Source organism: Streptomyces sp. ALI-76-A (genome assembly GCF_030287445.1).
In the GTDB taxonomy this organism is placed as follows: domain Bacteria; phylum Actinomycetota; class Actinomycetes; order Streptomycetales; family Streptomycetaceae; genus Streptomyces.
In genome coordinates, this window is sequence record NZ_JASVWB010000004.1 from 56389 (window position 1) to 80709 (window position 24321).

The 24321-nt window shown below is 73.3% G+C and carries 17 protein-coding genes and 1 pseudogene; 10 read left to right on the plus strand and 8 right to left on the minus strand.

All coding sequences use genetic code 11. The features are described 5' to 3' along the window. Positions 1-155: 155 nt before the first annotated feature. From QQS16_RS36855 to QQS16_RS36875, 5 genes are all read right to left on the minus strand, one after another. Complete coding sequence (locus QQS16_RS36855) at positions 156-2972, minus strand: NHLP bacteriocin export ABC transporter permease/ATPase subunit (protein WP_286066886.1); 2817 nt, start codon at positions 2970-2972, stop codon at positions 156-158. Position 2973: 1 nt separating this feature from the next. Then, entirely contained in the window at positions 2974-5196 is a 2223-nt protein-coding gene (locus QQS16_RS36860) for an NHLP family bacteriocin export ABC transporter peptidase/permease/ATPase subunit (RefSeq protein WP_286066887.1), read from the minus strand. Beyond that, positions 5193-5999, minus strand: a complete 807-nt coding sequence (locus QQS16_RS36865; protein WP_286066888.1) for an HlyD family efflux transporter periplasmic adaptor subunit — start codon at positions 5997-5999, stop codon at positions 5193-5195. The genes QQS16_RS36860 and QQS16_RS36865 overlap by 4 nt, the downstream gene beginning before the upstream one ends. A 97-nt stretch (positions 6000-6096) precedes the next feature. Beyond that, entirely contained in the window at positions 6097-6312 is a 216-nt protein-coding gene (locus tag QQS16_RS36870; protein ID WP_286066889.1) for a type A2 lantipeptide, read from the minus strand. Between the two features lie 453 nt (positions 6313-6765). Continuing rightward, on the minus strand, positions 6766-7179 hold the full coding sequence (locus QQS16_RS36875; protein ID WP_286066890.1) for a PaaI family thioesterase: 414 nt from the start codon (positions 7177-7179) through the stop codon (positions 6766-6768). A 184-nt stretch (positions 7180-7363) separates the two neighbouring features. Here QQS16_RS36875 and QQS16_RS36880 point away from each other — a divergent pair, with 184 nt between their 5' ends. Next, positions 7364-8749, plus strand: coding sequence for a S1 family peptidase (locus tag QQS16_RS36880; RefSeq protein WP_286066891.1), 1386 nt, complete (start codon positions 7364-7366; stop codon positions 8747-8749). 714 nt (positions 8750-9463) lie between these two features. On the opposite strand, the gene QQS16_RS36885 is transcribed toward QQS16_RS36880, so the two are convergent. Then, entirely contained in the window at positions 9464-11617 is a 2154-nt protein-coding gene (locus QQS16_RS36885) for a PP2C family protein-serine/threonine phosphatase (protein WP_286066892.1), read from the minus strand. 341 nt (positions 11618-11958) lie between these two features. Here QQS16_RS36885 and QQS16_RS36890 point away from each other — a divergent pair, with 341 nt between their 5' ends. The 5 genes from QQS16_RS36890 to QQS16_RS36910 all read left to right on the plus strand — a co-directional run bounded on the left by QQS16_RS36890 (position 11959) and on the right by QQS16_RS36910 (position 17004). Continuing rightward, positions 11959-14415, plus strand: coding sequence for a SpoIIE family protein phosphatase (locus QQS16_RS36890; RefSeq protein WP_286066893.1), 2457 nt, complete (start codon positions 11959-11961; stop codon positions 14413-14415). 58 nt (positions 14416-14473) lie between these two features. Beyond that, positions 14474-14893: a CBS domain-containing protein gene (locus QQS16_RS36895; RefSeq protein WP_286066894.1), complete on the plus strand. Its 420-nt coding sequence runs from the start codon at positions 14474-14476 to the stop codon at positions 14891-14893. Between the two features lie 244 nt (positions 14894-15137). Then, on the plus strand, positions 15138-15317 hold the full coding sequence (locus tag QQS16_RS36900; RefSeq protein WP_286066895.1) for a hypothetical protein: 180 nt from the start codon (positions 15138-15140) through the stop codon (positions 15315-15317). 79 nt (positions 15318-15396) lie between these two features. Further along, a complete protein-coding gene (locus QQS16_RS43640) occupies positions 15397-15627 on the plus strand; it encodes a sugar phosphate nucleotidyltransferase (protein WP_353479740.1) in 231 nt (76 codons plus the stop codon). Between the two features lie 573 nt (positions 15628-16200). Then, positions 16201-17004 (plus strand): class I SAM-dependent methyltransferase, encoded by an 804-nt coding sequence (locus QQS16_RS36910; RefSeq protein WP_286066896.1) that lies wholly within the window; start codon positions 16201-16203, stop codon positions 17002-17004. A gap of 285 nt (positions 17005-17289) precedes the next feature. Here the strand turns inward: QQS16_RS36910 and QQS16_RS36915 are convergent, their stop codons facing one another. Beyond that, a complete protein-coding gene (locus QQS16_RS36915) occupies positions 17290-19236 on the minus strand; it encodes a glycosyltransferase family 2 protein (protein ID WP_286066897.1) in 1947 nt (648 codons plus the stop codon). Between the two features lie 164 nt (positions 19237-19400). On the opposite strand from QQS16_RS36915, the gene QQS16_RS36920 reads away from it, so the two are divergent. Next, positions 19401-19544: a hypothetical protein gene (locus tag QQS16_RS36920; RefSeq protein WP_286066898.1), complete on the plus strand. Its 144-nt coding sequence runs from the start codon at positions 19401-19403 to the stop codon at positions 19542-19544. Between the two features lie 4 nt (positions 19545-19548). Further along, complete coding sequence (locus QQS16_RS36925; RefSeq protein WP_286066899.1) at positions 19549-20049, plus strand: metallophosphoesterase family protein; 501 nt, start codon at positions 19549-19551, stop codon at positions 20047-20049. A gap of 33 nt (positions 20050-20082) precedes the next feature. On the opposite strand, the gene QQS16_RS36930 is transcribed toward QQS16_RS36925, so the two are convergent. Further along, on the minus strand, positions 20083-21228 hold the full coding sequence (locus QQS16_RS36930; RefSeq protein ID WP_286066900.1) for an XdhC family protein: 1146 nt from the start codon (positions 21226-21228) through the stop codon (positions 20083-20085). Positions 21229-21515: 287 nt separating this feature from the next. On the opposite strand from QQS16_RS36930, the pseudogene QQS16_RS36935 reads away from it, so the two are divergent. Then, positions 21516-22085: pseudogene (locus QQS16_RS36935) on the plus strand (GNAT family N-acetyltransferase); the annotation flags it as partial. A 236-nt stretch (positions 22086-22321) separates the two neighbouring features. After that, complete coding sequence (locus tag QQS16_RS36940) at positions 22322-24292, plus strand: elongation factor G (RefSeq protein WP_286066901.1); 1971 nt, start codon at positions 22322-22324, stop codon at positions 24290-24292. Positions 24293-24321 lie beyond the last annotated feature (29 nt).

Here is a 24321-nt window from a genome sequence, read left to right on the forward strand (position 1 = left end):
CCAGGGAAGTCGTCCGGGTAATGACTACGTAAACGAAACTGTTTCGTACGCATCGAGGTTAGACCACTTCCAGCGAAACGACAAAGTTTCGCTGAGCGCTGAGCGCTGAGCGCTGAGCGCTGAGCGCTGAGCGGGGAGCCGGGAGCGGGGGAGGGCTACGTCATCTGCCGCCGCACCAGCTCGTGCAGCCGGCCACCGGTGTCCGCGAGGAGCTCGGCGGGCGGACCCTGCTGGGCGACCCTGCCGTCCTCCATCACGATCACGCGGTCCGCGTCCAGCACGGTGGACAGGCGGTGCGCGATGACGATCCGGGTGGCGTCGAGGGCCTTGGTGCTCTCGATGACCGTGCGCTGGGTCTCGTTGTCCAGGGCGCTGGTCGCCTCGTCGAAGAACAGGATGCGCGGACGGCGGATCAACGCCTGCGCGATCATGAGGCGTTGGCGCTGGCCCCCGGAGATCGCCCCGCTGCCCGCGACGATGGTGTGCAGGCCCATCGGCATCCGCCTGATGTCCTCGGCGAGCCCCGCCATCTCGGCCGCCGCCATCGCCTCCTCCGGCGTGTACGGCTCGGTGCCGCAGATGACGTCCAGGATCGAACCGGTGAACGGCTGCGCGTGCTGGAGCACCACCCCGCACTGCCTGCGCACGGCGGACTGGTCGAGCGCGGCCAGGTCCTGGCCGTCGTAGAGCACACTGCCGGACACCGGCCGGTCGAAGCCGATCAGCAGCCGCAGCAGCGTGGACTTGCCGCAGCCGCTCGGGCCGACGACCGCCACGAACTCGCCGGGGCGGATCCGGAACGACACGTCGTCCAGCACCAACGGCCCGTCCTCCGCGTACCGGAAGGAGAGCCCGCGGGCCTCGACCGCCCCGGTCAGCGGTCCCGGCCGGGTGCTCGCCCGGCGCACCTCGGGGGTGGCCTCCAGCACCGGCTTGATCTCCTCGAACAGCGGCAGCGCGGCCACCAGGGAGACGAAGGAGCCGGTCAGCTGGGTGACGGCGGTCAGCAGCATCGTCACCGAGGTGTTGAAGGTGAGGAACGCGGCCGCCGACATCGCCCCGCGCGCCGGGCCCGCCAGCAGCATGAACATCAGCAGCGTGCACAGCGGCAGATACACCGCGCCCATCACCGTGGTGAGGTTCTTGATGCGCCCCACCTTCTGTTGCAGCTCCCGGCTGCGCGCGAACTGGGAGGCCCAGGCCGCGTAGGCGTAGTTCTCGGCCGCCGCGATCCTGAGCTTCGGCAGGCCGCGCAGGGTCTGGAAGGCCTGGTTGTTCAGCTTGTTGCCGAGCACCACCAGGCGCCGCTGCCAGCGCACCTGCCACAGCCCCAGGCCCAGGAACACGGCGGCGATGACGACGAGCATCCCGATCGCCGCCAGCGCCATCGGGGCGCTGTACCAGAACAGCAGCCCCAGGTTCATCGCACCCACGGTCACCGACTGGGTGACCACCGGACCCAGGCCCGCCAGCATCCGGCGGATCGCGCTGACGCCCATGGCGGCGCTCGCCAGCTCGCCGGTCGAGCGCTCGGTGAAGAACTTCGTCGGCAGCCTCAACAGCCGGTCCCACACCGCCGGTTGGAGCGTCGACTCGATCCGGCCCTCCACGCGCAGCAGGGTCAGGTTCTGCATCAGCATGAAGGCCGCCGCCACCACGCTGCTGATCATCACGGCCAGACAGAACTGCACGATCAGGTCGCTCTGCGCCCTCGGCACGAACTCGCCGAGCACCTTGCCGGTGGCGATCGGCACCAGGGCCCCGATCGCCACCGTCACCAGACCGCTGACGAGGAGGTTCCTCAGGTCGCCGCCCGTGCCGCGCATGCTGAAGCGCAGCAGCCCGAGCGGACCGAGCGGACGGTCCGGCAGCGGCCGGTAGAACATCACCGCGCGCGGCTCGAACTCCGCCGCGTTCGCCTTCTCGACGGGCGTCTCCCGGCCGGTCGCCGGGTGCACGGACACATAGCCGCCGCGCCGCCACAGCAGCGCCACCGGCGCACCGGACAGGGCGCGGTGGCCCACCAGTGGGCCGACGTCGTCGCGCCACCAGCGGCCGTCCAGCCGTACGGACCGGGTCCGTACCCGGGAGGCCAGGGCGATCCGCTCGACCGGGTCGAGGCGGTCGCTCTCGGTGCCGGACCGGGCGGGCTCGGCGAGCGCGATCCCGGCCGCCCGGGCGACGAGCTTGCACGCCGCGTAACCGGCGTCCGCGTCGGCGGACGTCGTACGTCGGTCCGACCGCTTGCCGATCGACGCCAGCAGCGTCCGGTCGGCCTGGGCGCGGACCGCCTCACCGGCCTTGATACCGGCCGCCGTCCGCGTCTCGTGGGTGCGCTCCACCTGCTCGATCCAGCGGTCCAGCGTGGTCAGCAGCCGGTACTGCTGGTCGACCATGCTCTGCCAGACCCCCGGGTCCATCAGCAGGTCGGCCACCCCCTCCGCGCCGTACAGCGAGCCGTACTGCACGCTGCCCGGCGGGACCTGCATCCAGAACACGTCGTCGTCCGTGGGCGCGGCCGGCCGCTCGGTGGCCATCGGCGCCTGGAAGAGGATGGACAGGCCGCGGCCGACGCCCAGCGCGAGGGCGTACTCCAGCGGGCTCGTCGTCGGCGGCACGTACCGCGGGCTGCCGTACTCGTCGTAGGACCAGGTCTGGGTGTGGGCGGGCCCGTACAGCTCGCGCAGCCCGATGCGGCGTACCACGCAGTCCCTGAGCGGCCGTGCCACCAGGGTGTGCTGCGGCCCCGCGACCGGACCGAGCAGGAGGGAGCCCGCCTCCAGGCGGCCCAGATGGTGCCAGTGGCCCTGGTGTCCGGCGTCGACCGCGAACAGGTCCAGGGCGCCGGCCGCGACCAGCCACAGCACCTGCGGGCCTTCGAGGTCGAGACGGCTGAGGCCGGCGCAGTCGAGGGGCGTGCCCATGGACCCGAGCGCGCCCAGAACGAGGTCTCCCTCGTGTGCGGTCGTCATCTCAGTGCTCCCTGACCAGCCGGGCGTACGCGCCACCGCGGGCGACCAGTTCCCCGTGCCGCCCCCGTTCCACGATCGTGCCGTGTTCCAGGACGACGATCTCGTCGCTGTCGCGCACGGTGCTGAGCCGGTGCGCGATCACCACACAGGCGCAGCCGCGCCTGCGCAGGTTGTCCATCACCACCAGCTCGGTCTCCGCGTCCAGCGCGCTGGTCACCTCGTCGAGCACCAGGATGCTGGGCCTGCGCACCAACGCCCGCGCGATCTCCAGGCGTTGACGCTGACCGCCGGAGAAGTTGCGGCCGTCCTGCTCGACCCTGCTGTGGATGCCGCCGGGCCGTCGCGCGATCACCTCGTACAGGGCCGCGTCGCGCAGCGCGTCCACCACGGCGTCGTCCGGGACGGAGGGGTCCCACAGCGCCACGTTGTCGCGGACCGTGCCCTCGAAGAGGAACACGTCCTGGTCGACGAACGAGACGGAGGCCGCGAGCGCCCCGCGCGGGATGTCGTCCAGACGCTGCCCGTCGATCCGGATCACGCCCTCCCACGGGGCGTACAGGCCCGAGATCAGCCGGGACACGGTCGACTTGCCGCTGCCGGAGCCGCCGACCAGCGCGACCTGCTGTCCGGGCCCCACCGTCAGGTCGAAGCCGGTGAGCAGCGGCTTGTCCAGCGGGCTGTAGCCGAAGGTGATGTCCTGAAGCTCTACGTGGCCCTGCAGACGGCGTGTCGACTCGCCCGCGCCGGGACGGTCGTAGAGCGGGTCGGCCCGGAAGTTCTCCACGTCCTTCAGCCGGGCCACGTCGGCCGCGAAGTCCTGGATGCGGCCCGCCACGCCGTTGAGGCGGGTGATCGGGGCGGTGAAGCGGGTGACCAGAGCCTGGAAGGCGACCAGCAGACCGACCGAGATACCGCCCTCCACGGCCCGCATCCCGCCGATCCACAGGATCAGGGCGCTGTTCAGCGAGGCGAGCGTCGGAGCGACCACGCCCAGCCAGGCGCCCGGCACGCCGAGCCGCTGCTGCTCCTCCAGGGTGGTGGCGTGCTGCCCCGCCCACTTGCGGAAGTAGCCGTCCTCGCCGCCGGTCGCCTTCATCGTCTCGATCAACTGGAGCCCGGTGTACGCCGTGGTGGTGAGCCGGGCACTGTCCGCGCGCAGCTTCGCCGTACGGGTGGCACGCAGCCGGATGACGACCCGCATGGCCACCACGTTCAGCAGCGCCACCCCGATACCGACGTACGTGAGCTGGGGGTCGTACGTGTACAGCAGCACCGCGTACAGGACGACGACCACGGCGTCCACGCCCGCCGCCGCGAGGTCGCGGGCCAGGGTCTCGGCCACCTGGTCGTTGGACTGGAGGCGCTGCACCAGGTCGGCCGGACTGCGCTGGGAGAAGAAGGTGACCGGCAACCGCAGCAGATGGCGCAGGAAGCGGGCGCTGGAGAGGGTGGAGGAGATGACGCGGCCGTGCAGCAGGTTCGCCTGCTGCAACCAGGTCAGCACCAGCGTGAGCAGCACACTCGCGCCCATCGACGCGAACAGCACGCCCAGCAGGGACGTCTGGCCTCCGATCAGGAACATGTCGATGTAGGTGCGGCTGAGCGCGGGCACGGCCGCGCCGACCACCACCAGCAGCAGGCTCGCCAGCACCGCGGCCGGCATGGTGCCCGCGGTGCCGCGCAGCCGGGCCGGCATCGCGCCCAGCACCCCCGGCCTGCGCCCGCCCCTGGTGAAGCCGTCGCCGGGCTCCATGACCAGGACGACACCGGTGAAGCTGCCGTCGAAGTCCTCCATGGGCACGAAACGGCGGCCCTTGCCGGGGTCGTTGATCCAGACCCCGCGGCGACCGAAGCGGCGGCCCATGCCGTCGTAGACGACGTAGTGGTTGAACTCCCAGAACAGCACGGCCGGTGTCCTCACCCCGGCGAGGGCGGCCGTGTCCATCTGCATGCCCTTGGCCGTGAGGCCGTAACCGCGGGCCGCCTTCAGCAGGTTGCTGGCGCGCGAGCCGTCCCGGGACACACCGCAGGCGATCCGCAGCTCCTCCAGCGGGACGTGCCTGCCGTAGTGGCCCAGCACCATGGCCAGGGAGGCGGCGCCGCACTCGACCGCCTCCATCTGGAGCACGGTGGGCGTGCGGACGGTCTTCACCCTCCCCATGGGGACGGGGCGTCTCGGTGGAGCGGCGCGACGCCGGCTCCGGGTGTCCTGTGCGGTGCTCACGGCAGCAGCCAATCGACGGGATGCTGATCGGCCAGCCGGATCGAACCCGTGGCCATCGTCATGGAGGTGAGGGCGAACGGCGGCCCGTCCGCGGACGACCACCGGTAACCGCTCCTCGTGCCGGACGACTTGTCCAGCGTGACCAGTACGGCCACCGGCCTGCCGTCCTCGGTGAACTGCTCACCCAGCTGGCTGTCGCCGAGGAACGCGGAGATCTGCTGCGCCGACTGCGCGGACCGGTCCACCGACTTCACATGGCCGCGCAGCACGCCGTACTGCTGCGTCGGCACCGACTGGACGGTGAGGTCCACGGCGGCGTTGGCGGGAATGGACGCCGCGTTCCCGGCCGGCACGTACACCGTCGCGTACAAGGGGTCCGAGGCGCGGGCGACCTTCTCCACCGCGGCGAGGTTCGCGCCGGTCCGGACGATCTGCCCGATGGTGGCGGCGAGCGCGGTGACCCGGCCCGCGGCGACCGTACGGACCACGGTCTCGCCGTCCGCCGTACGGACCTTCAACAGGGGCGCGCGGGCCGGCAGCCGCTCGCCCTGCTCGGCGACGACCTGGGTCACCTGGCCGGCCACCGGGCTCTGCAGGAGGTAACTGCCCTGTCCGTGGGTGAGGATCGCGGGCGCGCCGACCGTGGAGGCCACCGAACCGGTCACCGCCCACACGGACGCGGCCGCCATCACGGCCACCGTCACGGACAGCACGAGCCAGCCCTGGGGACGGGCGAAGCGCACCGGAAGATCCAGCTCCTCGGGCGACTGGAGCTTGGCGAGGGCCTGTTGGCGGAACTGCACGGAACTTTCCCTCACCTGTGGGAGGAATTATTTACGGCATCCGAGAGTCCCGGAGCCGGGATGCGGCTCCGGGACTCAACGGTCACTCATGGTGCGGTCAGAGACCGGCGACCAGGCTGGTGACCGGGGCGGTGTTCAGGCCGGTGACACCCTCGACGGTGCCGACAGCCGTGTTGACCAGGCCGGAGACCGGGGCAACGCCGTCCACCAGGCCGGTGACGGTGCCGAGGGCGTTCACGGCCAGGCCGCCGGAGACGTTGTCGAGCTCGGCGTCGGAGATCTCGACGGTCGCGACCTGGGGGGTGGAGTTCATGATGGAACTTCCCTTCGTATGGGTATGTCACAGGGGGAGAGCGGCCCCCTCTGAGGATGAGAGGAACCGCAGCGACCGCAGGTGCCGGGCGCCGGTTTCCGAAGCGCCCTGTCGGCCCCTGCGGTGCGATGGATCAAAGCACGCGACGGGTCGGTGCTTCCAATCAACCACCGCCCCCACCAGGCAACTTGCGTCACCGGAGCTTCATTCGGTGCAGGCCCCGACACGGCTTGGTGGCGACTTCTTCACACCGCGCGCGGCATCGGTTCACGCGAGCCCTTGCGACACGGTGAGCGAATCAGACACACCGCGCCAATGGGCGCCGGACGCCGACGGCGTGTGCAGATCCTCCGCGTGCGATGACCCCGTTGCGCAGCCGGTGTGCAGATTCCCTGGAGCAAGGATTCGATCCGGCGTCCATGACGGAACGTCATCGCCCGGTCGCCTGGCGTGTCAGCCCAGGAGGGCGTGGACCGTGCTCGCGTGGGCCGCGAGCCGCCCGGACTCCGCGTCGGTCATCGTGACGTCGGCGAAGGCCAGCCTGCGGCCCAGCTTGGTGACCACCGCCTCGATCAGGACATCCGCACCGGTCACCACGCGCTGGAAGGACGTCGACTGCTGCACCGTCGTCATCGGTCCGTAGGCGCCCGGGGCGGCCGACATCGCGATCACGGTCGCCGTGTCGGCGGCGGCCGTCAGGGCCTGCCCCGACAGTCCACCGCCCTCCCGCGACAACCGGTCCGACCAGGGAAGACGCAGCGTCGCGCGGTCCTCGCCCAAGGCCTCGGCCCGCAGGCCCAGGCCGAGGACCCACGGGGCGAAGTCGTCGGCGAGGATCTTGTCGGCTTCGGCGGTCGTCATCGCCATATGGGGGACTGTTCCCCGGGCCGGTCCGTCGGGAGCGGGCCATGGCCGATTCGGTGTCGTGCGACGGACGCACGGAAACGGAATTGAACGCCCCGCGCACCCCGTGCGTACCTCCTGCCATCCAGGCGCCCCAACAACTGCCGCACCCGGCAAGAGACTCCGGTCCCTCAGGAGGTCGAGAAGTTTGAGTCACAAGCGAATTCCGAAGCGCAAGGCCGCGATGGCGGCGGGCGGCGTGGTGGCGCTCGGAGCAGCCGCGATCCTGCTCCCCAACGCCAACGCCTCCCAGGACGGCGCCTCGAACGACGCCGCCGCCGCGCCGAGGACTCTGAAGGCGGCGGACGCCTCCGATCTCGCCTCGCAGGTCGCCGGACTGCTCGGTGACGCCTTCGCCGGTTCCTACTACGACGCCGCCAGCCAGCAGCTCGTCGTCAACGTCATACCGGGCGACAACAACAACGTGATCGTCCAGGCGAAGAAGGCGGGCGTCACCGTCCGCGAGGTCGACAACAGCATGGCCGAACTCGAGGCCGGCGCGCAGACCCTGAAGACGAAGGCGACGATCCCGGGCACCGCGTGGGCCGTCGACCCCAGGACGAACAAGATCCTGGTCACCGCCGACAGCACGGTCACCGGCACCAAGTGGGACAGACTGGAATCGACGGTCGAGACCCTCGGCTCCGGCATGGCGACCATCAAGAAGTCGGCCGGCACCTTCAGGACGTTCGTCTCCGGCGGTGACGCCATCTTCGGCGGCGGCGCGCGCTGCTCGCTCGGCTTCAACGTCACGGCGGGCGACGGCGCTCCCGCCTTCCTGACCGCCGGTCACTGCGGGGTCGCGGAGGCCGCGTGGTCGGACGCGCAGGACGGCGAGCCGATCGCCACCGTCGACCAGGCCACCTTCCCCGGCGAGGGTGACTTCGCGCTGGTGAAGTACGACGACCCGGCAACCGTGGCCCCGAGCGAGGTCAACGTCGGCGGCGGGCAGACCGTCCAGATCTCCCAGGCCGCGGAGGCCGAGGTCGGTCTGGAGGTGATCCGGATGGGCAGCACCACCGGGCTGAGCGACGGTCAGGTCCTCGGACTCGACGCCACCGTGAACTACCCGGAGGGCACCGTCACCGGGCTCATCCAGACCAACGTCTGCGCCGAGCCCGGCGACAGCGGCGGCTCGCTCTTCACCCAGGACGGTCTGGCCATCGGCCTGACCTCCGGCGGCAGCGGTGACTGCACGGTCGGCGGCGAGACCTTCTTCCAGCCGGTCACCACCGCGCTGGAAGCGGTCGGCGCGACGCTCGGCGCGGGTGACGCGGCCGGTGGCGCCGGCGAAGAGGCCGGCGGCGAGGGAGCCGGTGCCGGTGACGCGGTCGGCGGCGAGGAGGCCGGTGCGGGCGAGGAGGCCGGTGCCGGTGACGCGGTCGGCGGCGAGGAGGCCGGTGCGGGTGAGGAGGCCGGCGCTGGTGAGGAAGCCGGCGCGGGTGAAGAGGCGGGCGTCGGTGAAGAGGCCGGCGTCGGTGAGGAGTCGGGCGCGGGCGTCGACGACGGCTCCGGCCTGACCGAGACCCACTGATCCGGTCGTCCGACGGCGGTCCGGACGCGAAGTCCGGCCGCCTCGGCGGCGGCCCGGGTACACGGGTCGCGGCACTCCCGAAAGCGGTTCGCCCCCACTGAGCCGCTCTCGGGAGTGCGGACCCATCCCGGCCACCGCGAAACACCGGCCGGTGGTGGACTGGTCCGGCCCTCCGGCGGGAGGGCCGGACCGCTTTGCGTGCGGCGCGTGTGTCCGGTCCCCGCGCTCATGTCCGGCGTCCCCGGTCCTGCCTGGCGCCCGCGTCCGGCGCTCTTGCTTGGTGTCCGGCGTTCTGTGCCCGGTGTCCGGGGTCCGGGTGTCCGGTGTTCGCGTCCGGCGTCCGACGTCCGGCGTCCCGCGCTCGCGTTCGGCACGCGTGCCCGGTGCCCCGCGCCCACTACCCGGCGTCCCGCGCTCGTGTCCGGGGTCCAATGCCCGCGCCCTCGTCCACGCCCGCGCCTTCGTCCTATGCCCGCGCCTGGCATCCATGCCCGCGCCCTCGTCCACGCCCGCGCCCTCGTCCTATGCCCGCGCCTGGCGTCCACGCCCGCGCCCTCGTCCACGCCCGCGCCTTCGTCCTATGCCCGCGCCTGGCGTCCAATGCCCGCGTGCTCGTCCAACGCCCGCGCCCGGGGTCCAAGCCCGCGCCCCCGCCCGCCGCGCGGACCCGGAGCCTGGGACCTACGCGTCCCCCGCTGCCGGCGCCCCGCCCCGTCAGTCCTCCCGTCGGGCCCTGAGCAGCAGCAGTGCCACGTCGTCGGGGCGTTCCCCGGTGGCCGCGCCGTGGCGGACGAGGTCGTCGGCCAGCTCGTCCAGGGGGCGGTCGCCGACCTCGGCCAGCCGCCGTCCGAGATCGGCGAGCGCGTCCTCGATGTCCACCCCGGGCGACTCGATCAGCCCGTCGGTGTAGAGGACGAGCACGGAGCCGGGAGCGAAGTCCACCTCCGTCGTCGGGTACGTGGCCGTGGCGTCGATGCCCAGCAGCGGATCGCCCGCCAGGTCGAGCACGCGGACCCGCCCGTCCGGCCGGCGCAGCAGCGGCGGCGGATGCCCCGCCCGGGCCATCACGGCCCGCCCGTGCTCCGGGGCGAGCCGCAGATACAGGCAGCTGGCGAACAGGTCGGAGCCGAGGTCGATCAGCAGTCGGTTGGTGCTCCGCATGACCTCCCCGGGCGTCTGCCCGACCGTCGTGTAGGCCCGTACGGCGGTACGGATCTGTCCCATCAGCCCCGCCGCCGTCACGTTGTGACCCTGGACGTCCCCGATCACGGCCGCCGCGAGCCCCTGGGCCGGCACCAGGTCGTAGAAGTCGCCGCCGATGTCCATGCCCTGGGTGGCCGGCAGATAGCGCGCGGCCGCCTCGATACCGGGCAGCGGGGGCAGCGAATGGGGCAGCAGGGCCTCTTGCAGGCCGTGCGCCAGCTGGTGTTTGGCGTCGTAGAGCATCGCCCGTTCCAGGGCCTGGGCGATCAGCCCGCCCAGACTGGTCAGCACCGCCCGCTCGTCCGTGGGGAACGGGTGCGGCTCGGGGTAGGCCAGCACGCACGTGCCCACCGGGCGGCCCGAGGCGATCAGCGGCAGATACGCCCACGCCGCGAAACCGTCCGGGGTCGCCTGCCGCTCCGGATACAGCCGCTCCAGCTGCTCCCGGGACTCGAAGAACCCGGGCACTCCGTTGGTCAGGACGCGGGTGCCCGGGGTCCGCTCGGTCAGGGGCAGTCCGTCGAACCGTTCCACGACGTGCGGGTCCGGGTATCCGCGGTGCCCCAGCACGTGCAGCCGGCCCGCCCGGGACCCGAGGACGACCAGGGCCTGGCTGCCCACGGCCGGCGCGATCTCGTCCGCGACGAGCTGCACCACGTCCTGCACCCCCACCGCCTCGGTGAGGGCGCCGGCCAGGCTCAGGACCTGGGAGATGGTGACGAGCCGGGGCGAGGTGTCGCCGGGCCGCGGCCCGGACCGGTTCATCTCCGCCACGGCCCGCGCCCGGCTGATCCGCACGCTCAGCCCGGTGGTGCTGGGGTACAGACGGAACGAGAGCCAGTCGCCGGGCGGCCGGAGCGCCACGAACGACGTGGTGTGCTGGCTGAACAGCGCGGCCCGGTAACGGTCCTCGTAGACCGGGTCGTTGAGCCAGGGCACCGACGCCCACAGCGGAGTGCCGAGCAGAGAGCCGGCCGGTACGCCGATCAGTTCGGCGGCGGCCGTGTTGGCGAAGGTGATCCGGCCGTGCAGATCCAGCGAGCACAGCCCGTACGGCAGCCGGGCCACCATCCGCGCCGCCTCCACCGTGCCGAGCGTGCCGGCCACGCCGCCCGCCAGGGGACCGGCGAGCAGATCGGGCTCGGCGTGCAGCGGAACGCTGTCCTCGACGGCCCGCTCCAGCCGCACGGCCAGCCGGTCGCAGGCCGCGCTCAGATGGTCGCGTTCCCGGTCGGACAGCTCCGGCGGATGCGCCCCGGGCCAGGTCACGAAGACCGCGCCGTACACCGTCGACCGGGTGGCGACCGGCACCGCGGCCAGCGCGAAGGGATACGGCAGCACCACCGCGATCCGCGGATAGCGGGCCGCCATCTCCTGTTCCCCGCCGACCCAGACCAGCCGCCGTTCGCGCACCGCCTCGGCCACCGGGATCGGCGCGCTCAGCCCCACCCGCTCCCAGGGCGCCGCGAACGAGCGGGGCAGCCCCGCCATCACCGCCATCTCCAGCACCGATCCGTCACCCGCCAGCAGATAGACCGCGCCGGAGTGCGCGTGCACCTCGTCCATCATCGAGGCCAGGGCCAGCGACAGCAGCGGCCGTCCCACCCGCGTCCGGGCGGTCACCGGTGCCGGGGCGGACGCCTGCCGGTCGGACACGACGACCACCTCCTCATACGGACGGGCGACGGGTCCGTGGATTCAAATCTCCCCCTCGGCGGCCCGTCGCGCACGGCGAAGGCCTTCCCGGTCAGCCGGTCCGGCGCCCCGCGGACGTGCCGGTCGGCGTGCGCGTCCACCTCGTGCCGCCCGTCCACGCGTCTCCCTCCAGGAAAACGCCCACGAGCCTCCGGGGGACCGGCGGCCACGGACGGTCAGGTCTGTCACGAGTTCACCGCGCGCTGGGCACGCGTCACGTCCGGCCCGGACGGCTGTTCTCCGAGCGCCGGCTCCCCGCGCGCTCCGCCGAACGGTCACAGGGGCTGCGCGGGTGCCCTATACGCGCTGTAATGGCCAACGTGGTCAGTGAGGGCGCTGCGGGACGCGGAACGAGAACGCCGCGTGTCGAAGTTGCCCTCGAAACGCTCGCAGCCGGTCCCGAATCGCCCGAGAAGCTGCGCCGCGTCCTCGAACAGGCGCTCGTCTTCGCCCGGGCCACGTTCGCCGCCGTCTACGCGCCCGGCGAGGACGGTGACCCCTTGTGCCTGGTCGAGTCGGTGGGCGTGCCCCGGACGCTGTACGGGCTGCGGGACAGCTACCCCTGTTCCGGCCGCTCCCCGGCGGCCGACGTGCTGCGCACCGGGCGGCCGGTCTGGCTCGGACCACCGGAACTCGCCGCCTGGCCGGAGACCCGGCGGGCGCTCTCGCGGGAGTTCTTCCTGGCGGCCCTGCCCGCCTCCGGCGACGACGCCGGGGCCTGTCTGCTCGCCGTGAGCGAGGAGCCGGCCGGATTCGGCCCCGAGGAACGCGCCTGCCTCGAACTGATCACCGATGCCGTCGTGGCCCCCGTCCCGGCCCGACCCGCGGAGGACGACGAGCTGGCGGCGGGCGCCTTCATCCTCGCCATGGACAGCGGCCGGGTGGAGGTCGGCGACGACATCCTGGAGCTGTTCGGCCTCAGCCCCGACGCGTTCGACGGCAAGGTCGAGACCCTGCTCGGGCTGACCGTGCCGGAGGACCTGCCCTCGCTGATGTCCGTGGTCGAGGCCGACCACATGTCCATCGGCGACCGCGAGCTGGAGTTCCGGGTGCTCCAGTCCTCCGGCCCGCCCAAATGGCTCAGGCTGCGCGGACGTCTCCTGCCGGGCGCCGAGGGGCACCCGGCACGGCTCGTGGGCACCGTCGGCGACGCCTCCACGCTGCGCTCCGACGTGACCGACGTGGCCCGGGTGCAGCGCCTGGCCGCCGCCCTCGCCATCGCCGGCACCGTCCGCGACGTCAGCCAGGCCGTCGTCTCCGCCCTGCGCGGCCCGCTCCAGGCGGACCGGATCGCGCTGGCCGAGCTGGAGGGCGACCGGCTCGTCGTCACCGTCCTCGACCCGCCGGAACCGGAGGAGTGGCCCGCGCTGTGGCGCCTGGAGTGGCGTTCGGAATGGCCCGACGCGCCCGTGCGCACCATGCCCACGCTCGCCGCCGCCCTGCGCGAGGGTCGGTCCCAGATCTGGCCCGCCGGCACCGCCCTGGAGCCGGCCCTCGCCGACGTCGGCCCCGGCGGCCTCGCCGTCCTGCCGCTGCCCGCCTCCGGCCGCATGGCCGGCGCCTGCCTGATCGGCTGGGACGCCCCGCACGACTTCGGCCCCGACGAACGCGCCCTGCTCACCGCCTCGGCCGGCCTCGCCGGGCAGGCCCTGATGCGTGCCCACGCCTTCGACGCCGAGCACGAACTCGTCGGCATGCTCCAGCGCCAGCTGCTGCCCCGCCGCCTGCCGGTGCTGCCCGGCGCGGTCGCCGTCGCCCGTTATCTGCCGAGCACGGCCGGCCTGGAGCTGGGCGGCGACTGGTACGACGTGATCCCGCTGCCGGACAACCACGTCGGCCTCGTCATCGGCGACGTCCAGGGTCACAGCGCGGGCGCCGCCACCCTGATGGGCCAGATGCGCACCGCGCTGCGCGCCTACGCCGTCGAGGGACACCCGCCCGACGTGGTGGTCTCGCGCGCCAACCGCCTCCTCACGGACCTGGAGACGGACCTCTTCGCCACCTGCGCCTACGTCGACGTCGATCTGGAGGAGGGCTCCGCCTGGTGCGTGCGCGCCGGACACCTGCCGCCGGTGCTGCGTCACCCGGACGGCGGCACGGAGATCGCCGAGGCGGAGGGCGGACCACCGCTGGGCGTGGTCACCCAGGCCGACTTCCCGATGAGCCCGCTGCGGCTTCAGCCCGGCACGGTCATCGCCCTGACCACGGACGGCCTGGTCGAGTCCGTGGAGGCCGACATCGACGTGGGCATGGACCGCTTCGCCCACGACCTGGCCGGCGCGGACCCCGCCCACCTGGGGCTCGTCGCCGACGCCCTGCTCGGCAACGCCCGCCGCAGCGACGACGTCGCCCTGCTCCTGCTGCGCTACGACGGCATGGCCTCCCGCCCGCAGCGCGAGAGCTGGACGGTGTGGCGGGTCCCGCAGGCCGTCGGACACGCCCGCCGCTTCACCCGCCGCACCCTGCGCGCCTGGGGCGTCCCGGGCGACACCGTGGACGCCGTCCTCCTCGTCGTCTCCGAACTCGTCACCAACGCCCTCGTGCACACCGACGGCCGGGTCCGGCTCGACCTGACCCGGATCAACCACCGGCTGCGCGTCGCCGTCGCCGACTCCTCCCCGCGCACCCCCGTCAAGCCCACCAGCATCGGCTGGGAGGCCACCGGCGGCCGGGGCATCCTCCTCGTCGAGGCGATGTCGTCGGCCTGGGGCACCGTGCCCGTCAGCGGCGGCAAGCAGGTGTGGAGCGAGATCGCGCCGCTGGAGTGAGGAGGGGCCGCTCAGCTGGGTACCCGGCGTGGAGAATCCCCGAGAAGTGAGGTACGTCATGACTCAGCACGTCAGCGACATCATGACCAGCGCCCCGGTCACCGTGGAACCGCAGGCCTCCGTGACCGCCGTCGCCCGGATGATGCGCGACCAGGACCTCGGTGCCGTCCTCGTCGCCGACGGCGACGAGTTGCGCGGCCTGGTCACCGACCGTGACCTCGTGGTGCGCGCGCTCGCGGAGGGCGGCGACCTGGAGCAGACCACGGTCGCCGACGCGTGCAGCGACGACCTGGTCACCGTGACCCCCGAGGACGACGTGGACCACGCGATCGAACTCATGCGCGAGCATGCGGTACGCCGGCTCCCGGTCGTCGAGAGCGGCCACCCCGTCGGCATCGTGGCCCTCGCCGACCTGGCGATGGAACGCGACCCGGACTCCGCCCTGGGCGACATCAGCGTGGCCCGGCCCAACACCTGAGCGGGACCGGGGCCGGGGCGCTGGGCCCGCCGGCCGATCGCTCCCGTCCCCGCCGCTCCCCACCACCACGGTCCGGGGCGCGCCTGTCCGGCCTGTACGGCCAGGCCGGCGTCCACCGCCCCGGACCGTCTCGTTTGCCCGGGTCCCCGCCGGGGACCCGGAAGGGCAGCACAAGGGACATCAGTGCGCCCCGGCCCGCAGCGGACCGAGGGCAGGACGGAACGCAGAAGGAAGATGAAGTGCCGTGACCGCGCAGACCAGTGAGAAGCCCGTTGTCCGCAGGCCCGAGACGGGCTGGTCCAGGGCCCGCCGCCTGCGCGGCGGCCGCGCCCCGCGCACCTGCCTCCCGGCGGTCGAGGACCGGAACGCGCCGCGGACGGCGCAGACCGGCACCGAGGGAAACATCTTCCGGGGCGAGGACTGATCGTTTTCTCGCCCGCTTGACCAACGAGCTGCCCGCTCGCCATGGTCCGTTGCCCCCGTGACGGACTATGGTGAAGCAGATGAAGGCACTCGTGCTGTCCGGCTGCGCCGGAACACGGTTGAGGCCGATCACGCACACCTCGGCCGGACACCTCGTACCAGCGGCGAACTGGGCTGCCGTCTTCCACGGTGCGGAGCCCCTCGCCGCGGCCGGCGTCACCGACGCCGGAACGGCCGTGCGGGGCAGCGCCGCTGAGCGCGCCGGCCTCCTGGGTGACGGCGACGACAGCAAGGTGCAGATCACTTCATGAACCAGCTCGTCACCGGTGCCGGTTCGGTCGGCTCCACCCACTTTCGTACGCTCCTCGCGGCCGACGGATCCGACCCGCCCGGCATCCCGGTGCCGGACCGGCTCCCCGTCGAACTTGCCGCGGTCCGGCAGGAGTTCGTGCGGGGTGACATCCGCGTCGCCGCACGCGCCGGTGAGCCGGTGGCCGACGCCGACGAGGTCGCTCAGTCCGCGGCCGAGCCGCTCGTGGACCGTTCGGCCGGCGAGGTCGAGCATGACGCGGCCGAGCCGCCCGTGGACCGTACGCTCACCGGATCGCCCGGGACGTGCGGGGACCTCGGCCGGTGTCCTCCGGCGCCACACACTCCGGCGCGAGCACCAGGTACCGCCCGGCCCGCGAGGTGTTCCGGCACCGCGCGGCCCGGCCCGGGCCGGGTGCGTCCCGCCGGCGGCGCGGTCTGTCCGCGGCCCGCGCTCCCACCCGCCCACAGCGCCCCAGCGCACGGCCGCCGGCAGCAACCAGGCCTGCCGCCGTCGCGTGACGGGCGTTCCGCCCCGCCCGAATCCCTTTCTGGATCCGCAAGGAGTCCCCTGCGTGAAACGCCATGAGTTCCTGCGGTCGCTGCACAAGGTCAGCGCCAACCGCAACTACCTGGAGATCGGTGTCAACGACGGTCGCAGCCTGACGTTGTCCCGTGTTCCCAGCATCGCCATCGACCCCGCCTTCAAGGTGGTCAGCGAGATCCGGTGCGACGTCCACCTGGTGAAGGCCACCAGCGACGACTTCTTCGCCCGGGAGAACCCGCTCGCGCACCTGAAGGGCGGCCGTCACCCGGTCCGCAACCTGCGCCGCGGGCGCAGCCCGATCGGCTACTGGCGGGGCACCACCCTCGACCTGTCGTTCATCGACGGCATGCACCTGTTCGAGTACGCGCTGCGCGACTTCATGAACGTGGAGAAGCACTCCGACTGGTCGAGCGTGATCGTCCTCGACGACATGCTGCCGCGCAACATCGACGAGGCCGCCCGCGACCGGCACACCGGCGCCTGGACCGGCGACGTCTACAAGGTCGTGGAGATCCTCAACCGCTACCGCCCCGACCTGGTCACCGTCCTGGTCGACACGCAGCCCACCGGCCAGCTCGTCGTCTTCGGGGCCGACCCGGACAACACCGTGCTGCACGACAGGTACGACGAGATCATCGCCGAGTTCAAGGTGCCCGACCCGCAGAAGGTGCCCGAGGCGATCCTGGAGCGGGTGCCCGCGGTGACGCCCGAGACCCTGGTGGAAGCGCCGTTCTGGCGCCCGCTGGTGCGCGCCCGCAACCTCGGCATCGGGCGCTCCCGCGGCTGGGAGCCGCTGCGCAAGGCGCTGGAGCAGATCTCCGTCACCCGCTGAGGCCCGGGCCGCGCGGGCCCTGGCGGCGGGCGGAGCGGGTCCGGTCCCGCACGAGCGGACCGGACCCGCTCCGCCTGAGCGGGCGACGACGCCTCCACGTGCTCCGCCGCCGGCGACGAGTCGGCGGCGGCCTGGTGCCCTCGGGCCGGCGACGCCGGCATCCGGGTCCGGAGGGCGCGCCCCGCGCACCTCGCGCTGCGGCACACCACCGTGCACCGGCTCGTCCGAGAGCACTCAGGAGACCCGGAGAGACCGGGTGCCGCTATCCCCGGCAGCCGGACGTGTTCATGCCTTCCACGCCCTGACCCGGGCCGTCGCCTTCGCACGGACCCGGCCGAGCACCCGCCGCGCCCTGCCCGCCAGCTGCCGTACGGCACCGGGCCGGGGCGGACGCGCCACCCGCACCCCGTCCGCTCCGGCGCGCAGCGCGAACGGCAGCGCGAGGAAACGCGGCTGGTCCGCCTGCGGCGCCGGGCACAGCGCGACCGGCCGGACCCCGCCGCCCAGGCCGCCGGCGGGCAGGGCTGCCTCCAGCCGCGCCCCGGCGCCGTCCGGGGACAGGGTGCCGGAAACGTCCGCCGAGCCCTGGCCGGTGAGCCGCAGCAGCACCTCGGTGTCGCCGGGCACGTACAGCGGCAGGGGCGCGCGCAGCCGGCCGCCGGTGACGGTGACGTGCTCGGGCCGGAGCCCGGACAGCCCCAGGCGCTTGGCCGCGCGGTCGACGTCCAGGGCGAGCTGACCGTGGACGGTCCAGTACGGCAGCACCACCCGGCCGGCCACCACACCGGCGACGGCGGCCGTGCCGCCCTTGCGGGGGACCGGCCCGAGCCGGCACTCCTTGGTCCAGCCGCCCAGCTTGACGCGGACCAGGACGTCCCAGAGGCCGCCGCCCACCGGGGTGCCGTCGGCCGTGGTGGCGGGATCGACGGTGGCCGTGGCCCGCAGCACCAGCCGGACGCCCTCGCCGTCGTCCACCGGCACGATCTCCCGGGTGAACTCCACCGGCTGGAAGTACTGCGCGGAACTGGCGCGTTCCCGCAGCAGCAGGTCCGCCGTGGCCTTCCCGAACTGGTCGACGGTGTCGGCGCCCACCCGGCCGATCGCCTCGGCCGCGTCCCGCGGCGGATCGGCGGGCGCGGAGGCGGTCCGGCCCGACGGGAACGTCATCGGCTGCCCGCCGACCGTGTACTCGGCGGTCAGGCCGATCTTCAGCGCGCCGTCCTCCCACCGGATGTCCCCGGGCTCGGCGCGCACGGCGACGGACGCCTCCCACTCGGCGAAGGCCACCAGGTCGTCCAACCGGTCGGCGGCGATCAGCTGGGCGATGACCCGCTGGGTCAGCGGCAGCCCGGCCGCCACCCCGGGCCCGAAACGCTCCACGACGACCCCGCGGATCTCCTTGAACAGCTCCCCGCGGTAGTCCTCGGGCAGGACCAGCAGACGCCGGCCGCGCATCCGCTCGACCATCTCGATGCGCAGCCAGCGCCGGTGGAGCCGGTCCCGCAGGGCGCCCGGCGGGGTGTACCGCTCGACGACGTCGAGGGCCTCGCGCAGGTTCTTGTAGTAGCCGACCGGGTCGAAGCGCTGGAATCCGGCGTTGGAGGCGTCGTCACGTTTGACGTGGTAGTAGCAGACGTAGTCGCTGAGCACCGAGACGTTGTCGGCGCGCAGGAACGCCTCGGTGACGAAGACGTGGTCCTCCAGCCGCCGCCGCCCCTCGGGGAAACGCAGCCCGATGCGGTCGAGGAACGCCCGGCGGAACATCTTGTGCGGGGTGAGGCTGTCGATCAGCGGGGCGTTCCCGACGCTCGCGCGCGGGTGGTTGCGGCGGAACAGCTCCACCGGCACGCCACGGCCCTTGCCGGCCATCTTCCCGACGACGACGTCGGCGCCGTTGGCCACCCCGTAGTCGTACATCCGCTCCAGGGCCTCGTCGCCGAGGTAGTCGTCGTTGTCGACGAACATGACGTACTCGCCCTCGGAGGCGGCGATGCCGACGTTGCGGGGCTTGCCCGACCAGCCGGAGGGCTCCTGGTGGATCACCTTGACCCGGGGGTTCTCGGCGGCGAGCGCGTCGAGCCGGGCGGGGGTGGCGTCGGTGGAGCCGTCGTCGACGAAGACCATCTCGTACTCGTCGGGCGGCAGCGACTGTCTGAGCAGTGAGGCGATGCAGTCCTCGATGTAGATTCCCGGGTTGTAGACGGGAACGATGACGCTGACCTTGACCGGCATCGGTCTCCGGGCCCCCTCGGATGGCTGACCGCGTGTTGGCAGGAGCTGCCGCGCGTGGGCAGATGCTAGCGCGATCGGCCGGGTCGCCCGCCTCCGACCCCCCGTCCGCGGTGTCCCAACTCCCTTGGCGGGCACGCGCGGTACGCCCACCAGTGGTGCGGTGGGTGCTGGGGGCACCCCGTCCGCACGCCGGCATCGGCCGCCTCTCCGACGGCACGGCACTGCTCCACCCGGACGGCGTACGGCGTGCCGCCCCCGTGGTGCGCGGCCGGCCGCACACCGTGGCCGCGCCGGTCGGCCTAGGCTGACCCCGTGCGTCTGCTGCTGATGTCCGACACCCACCTGCCCAAGCGCGCCAAGGAACTCCCCGCGCCCCTGCTCGCCGAACTCCCGCGTGCCGACGTCGTGTTCCACGCCGGCGACTGGGTCGACACGGCCACTCTCGACCTGCTGGAGAGCCGCAGCCGCAGACTCGTCGGCGTGTACGGCAACAACGACGGGCCGCCACTGCGCGCCCGGCTGCCCGAGGTCGCGTACGCCGAACTGGAGGGGCTGCGCTTCGCCGTCGTCCACGAGACGGGCCCCGCCCAGGGGCGCGAGGCGCGCTGCGCCGCCCGCTTCCCCGACGCCGACGTCCTGGTCTTCGGGCACAGCCACATCCCCTGGGACACCACCGCCCCCGCCGGTCTGCGTCTGCTCAACCCCGGCTCGCCGACCGACCGCCGCCGCCAGCCCCACCGCACGTACATGACCGCGACCGTGACCGACGGCCGGCTCGCCGACGTGACCCTCCACCCGCTGCCGCCGCGCTGACCGGCCACCCGTTCGACCGATCCGCCGCCCGCCTCACCGTGGCCGGAACGGCGGCCACCCCGGCGTCGTCGTCCCCGGGGAGCCGCTCGGGTGGATCGCCCCCGCCGTCGCGGTCAGGGGGACCCCGCTGCCGCCCCAGCGCAGCGCGACGATCTCGGCGGCGACGGACACGGCGACCTCCTCGGGGGTGCGGGCGCCGAGGTCCAGCCCGACCGGGGAACGCAGCCGGGACAGCTCGGCCTCGGTCAGTCCGGCCTCGGCCAGCCGTCTCCGGCGGTCGTCGTGCGTACGGCGGCTGCCCATCGCCCCGATGTACGCGGCCGGCCGGCGCAGCGCTTCCTCCAGCAGCGGCACGTCGAACTTCGGGTCGTGGGTGAGCACGCAGATCACCGTTCGCCCGTCGGTGTCCGTGGCGCGCAGATAGCGGTGCGGCCACTCCACGACCACCTCCGCCTCCTGCGGGAAGCGCCGCGGCGTGGCGAACACCGGCCGGGCGTCGCACACCGTGACCCGGTAGCCGAGGAAGCCGCCGATCCGGGCGACCGCGGCGGCGTAGTCGATCGCGCCGAAGACCAGCATGCGCGGCGGGGGAGCGAAGGAGTGCAGGAAGACGGTGACCGCGTCCTCGCGGCGCTCGCCGTGCGGCCCGTAGTGGCGCAGACCGGTCGCGCCGAAGGCGAGTTCGCCGCGCGCGTCGGCGGTGACGGCCACGTCCAGGCCGTCGGTGCCGAGGGTGCCGGCGACCCGGTCGGGCCACACGGCGAGCGTGGCGCCGCGTGGCGCGGGTCCGTCGGTCACCGTCGCGACGGTCACCGGGCGGCCCGCGGCGACCGACTCGGCGACCGCGCCGAAGGCCGGATCGCTCTCCGCGGTGACCGGCCGCACCAGCAGGGTGAGCTCGCCGCCGCAGGTCAGACCGACCGCGAAGGCGTCCTCGTCGCTGTACCCGAAGCTGGCCAGACGGGCCTCCCCGCTCGCCATCACCTCCTGCGCGAGGGCGAAGACCGCGCCCTCCACACAGCCCCCGGAGACACTGCCGACGACCTCGTCGTCCGGGCCGACGGCCATCGCGGCGCCCGGGCCGCGCGGTGTGCTGCGGCTGACCGCGACCACCGTGGCCAGCCCGAACGGTGTCCGGGCCGTGTACCAGTCGCTCAGTACCGGGAGAAGGTCACGCACGATCCGCTCCTTTCACGCGAGCCGTACCGGCCGCCGCGCGTCCGGCCCCGCCCCCGCCGGGCCGGACGGCCCACGGGCACGGGCTCACGGGCTCACGGGCTCACCGAGCCGGGTACCCCCGTGCCAGTCTGCCCGGCCCCCGCGCGGCCCTCGCCCGTGTACCGCCGGGTGCCGTACGAAAGCGGGTCTTCAGTGCTGCCCGGGCGCCCGGGGCCACCGGGCATGGGCGCCTTCCGGGTTCCCGGGCGTGAGCGGCGTCGCCCCGCACGCCGTGCCATCGTGGTCCCATGACCATCGACGTGCGCCCTGCCTCGGTCTTCGAGGACGTTCGTGCTCTGCTCGGCCCGAAGTCACCCGGCGCCACCGTCTGCTGGTGCCTGAGCTACCGGATCCCGTCCCGGCTCAACAACGAGCTGCGCGGCCCGGCCCGCGGCGCGTACATGGCCGAGCTGTGCCGCACGGGACCCCCTCCGGGGGTGCTCGCCTACGACGGTGACGAGCCGGTCGGCTGGGCCGCCGTGGCGCCGCGCTCGGCCACCTCCTTCGCGCGCAACCGCAAGATCCCGCACGTCGACGACCTGCCGGTCTGGTCGCTGTGGTGCGTCCGGGTCCGCCCAGGTCACCGCAAGCAGGGCATCTCGCACGCCCTGATCGCCGGCGCGGCCGAGTTCGCCCGCGCCCAGGGCGCACCGGTGATCGAGGCCTATCCCCTCGACAACGGCGACGCCAGGGTCGACCTGACGATGGCCTACGCCGGGATCCGCAGGAACTTCGAACGCGCCGGGTTCGTCCACGCCGCCGACACCACCTCGGTGCTGGCCGGCCACCCCCGGGTCCTGATGCGCCTGGACCTGCGCCGGCCGACCGGCCCCGGCACCGCCGGTCAGGCGCCGAGCCCTGGCGGTACTGGTCGAGCGTCGAGCCCCGGCACCGCTGATCGACCGTAATTCCGTTGCCGCCGTGCCCCTGGAGCTGATGCACTTCGAGCTGAGCTTGTCGACCTCGTCCCCCCACGACCCAGGAGCAGCAATGCGCGCACCGGCCATGTCCCGCCCGGAAGGAACGACCCCCACTCCAAAGGACATGACGCTTCGTGCACTTGCTCAACCTGGGAATCCTCGCGCACGTCGACGCGGGTAAGACGAGCCTGACCGAGCGGCTGCTGCACTCGGTCGGTGTGATCGACGAGATCGGCAGCGTCGACGCCGGGAACACGCAGACCGACACCCTCGCGCTGGAGCGCCGGCGCGGTATCACCATCAAGTCCGCCGTCGTCTCGTTCGCGATCGACGACGTGACCGTCAACCTCATCGACACGCCCGGCCACCCGGACTTCATCGCCGAGGTGGAGCGGGTGCTCGGCGTCCTCGACGGGGCCGTGCTGGTGGTCTCGGCCGTGGAGGGCGTGCAGGCGCAGACCCGGGTCCTCATGCGGACCCTGCGGCGCCTGGGCATCCCCACGCTCGTCTTCGTCAACAAGATCGACCGGCGGGGCGCCCGCCACGGGGCGCTCCTGCGGGAACTCGGCGAACGGCTGGAGGCGGCCGTCGTCCCGATGGGGACGACCGACGGACTCGGCACCCGCGACGCGCGCTTCACCCCCGGTCTCGGCCCCGCCGCGCTCGACGTCCTCGCCGGCCAGGACGACGACCTGCTGTCCGCCTACGTCGAGGGCACCCTCTCCGACGCCCGGCTCCGGGCCGCCCTCGCCGCCCGCACCCGGCAGACCCTGGCCCACCCCGTGTACTTCGGTTCCGCCGTCACGGGCGCGGGCGTGCCGGAGCTGATCACCGGGATCAAGGAGCTGCTGCCCGCGGCGGGCGGCGACCCCGAAGGTCCGGTCTCCGGCACGGTGTTCAAGGTCGAGCGGGGCCCGGCGGGGGAGAAGATCGCGTACGCGCGGATGTTCTCCGGAACCCTCGGTGTCCGCGACCGCGTCCCCTTCGCGGACGCCCGCCGGGAGGGCCTGGTCACCGCGATCAGCGTCTTCGACCACGGCACGGACGTGCGCCGGGACACGGTCCGCGCGGGCCGGATCGCCAAACTGTGGGGCCTCGCCGGCATCCGGATCGGCGACGCGCTCGGTGAACCCCGCACGGCCGGCGGCCACTTCTTCGCGCCGCCCACGCTGGAGACGGTCGTCGTCCCCGGCCCGGGCACGGATCGCCGGGTCCTGCACCTCGCGCTCACCCGGCTCGCCGAACAGGACCCGCTGATCGACCTGCGGCACGACGAGATCCGGCAGGAGACCTCCGTGTCCCTCTACGGGGAGGTGCAGAAGGAGGTCCTCCAGGCCACGCTCGCCGACGACTTCGGCCTCGACGTCGGTTTCCGGGAGACGACGCCCCTGTGCGTCGAGCGCCCCGCCGGAACGGGCGGCGCGGCCGAGTTCATCAAGAAGGACGCCAACCCCTTCCTCGCGACCGTCGGCCTGCGTGTCGATCCGGCCCCGGCCGGGACGGGGGTCGACTTCCGGCTGGAGGTGGAGCTGGGCTCCATGCCGTACGCCTTCTTCAAGGCCGTCGAGGACACCGTGCGTGACACCCTCGGCCAGGGACTGCGCGGCTGGCAGGTCACCGACTGCACGGTGACCATGACCCACTGCGGGTACTGGCCCCGCCAGAGCCATGCCCACCAGGGCTTCGACAGGAGCATGTCCAGCACCGGGGCGGACTTCCGCGGCCTGACCCCGCTGGTCCTGGTCGAAGCACTGCGGAGGGCGGGCACGCGGGTGTACGAGCCGATGCACCGCTTCCGCGTCGAGGCGCCGGCGGACACCCTCGGCGCCCTGCTGCCCGTGCTGGCCGCCCTGCGGGCCGTGCCGCGGACCACCGAGACCCGGGGCGACGGCTGCGTACTGGAAGGCGTCGTTCCGGCGGAGCGGGTACACGCACTGGAGCAGCGGCTGCCGGGGCTCACCCGGGGCGAGGGAGAACTGGAGAGCGGCTTCGACCACTACGCGCCCGTCACCCGCGGCGCGCTTCCGAGCCGGCCGCGCACGGACCTCAACCCGCTCAGCCGCAAGGACTACCTGCTGAACGTGACGCGCCGGGTCGGCGGGTGAGGCTCCGCGCCGAAAGCGGAAACTTACTC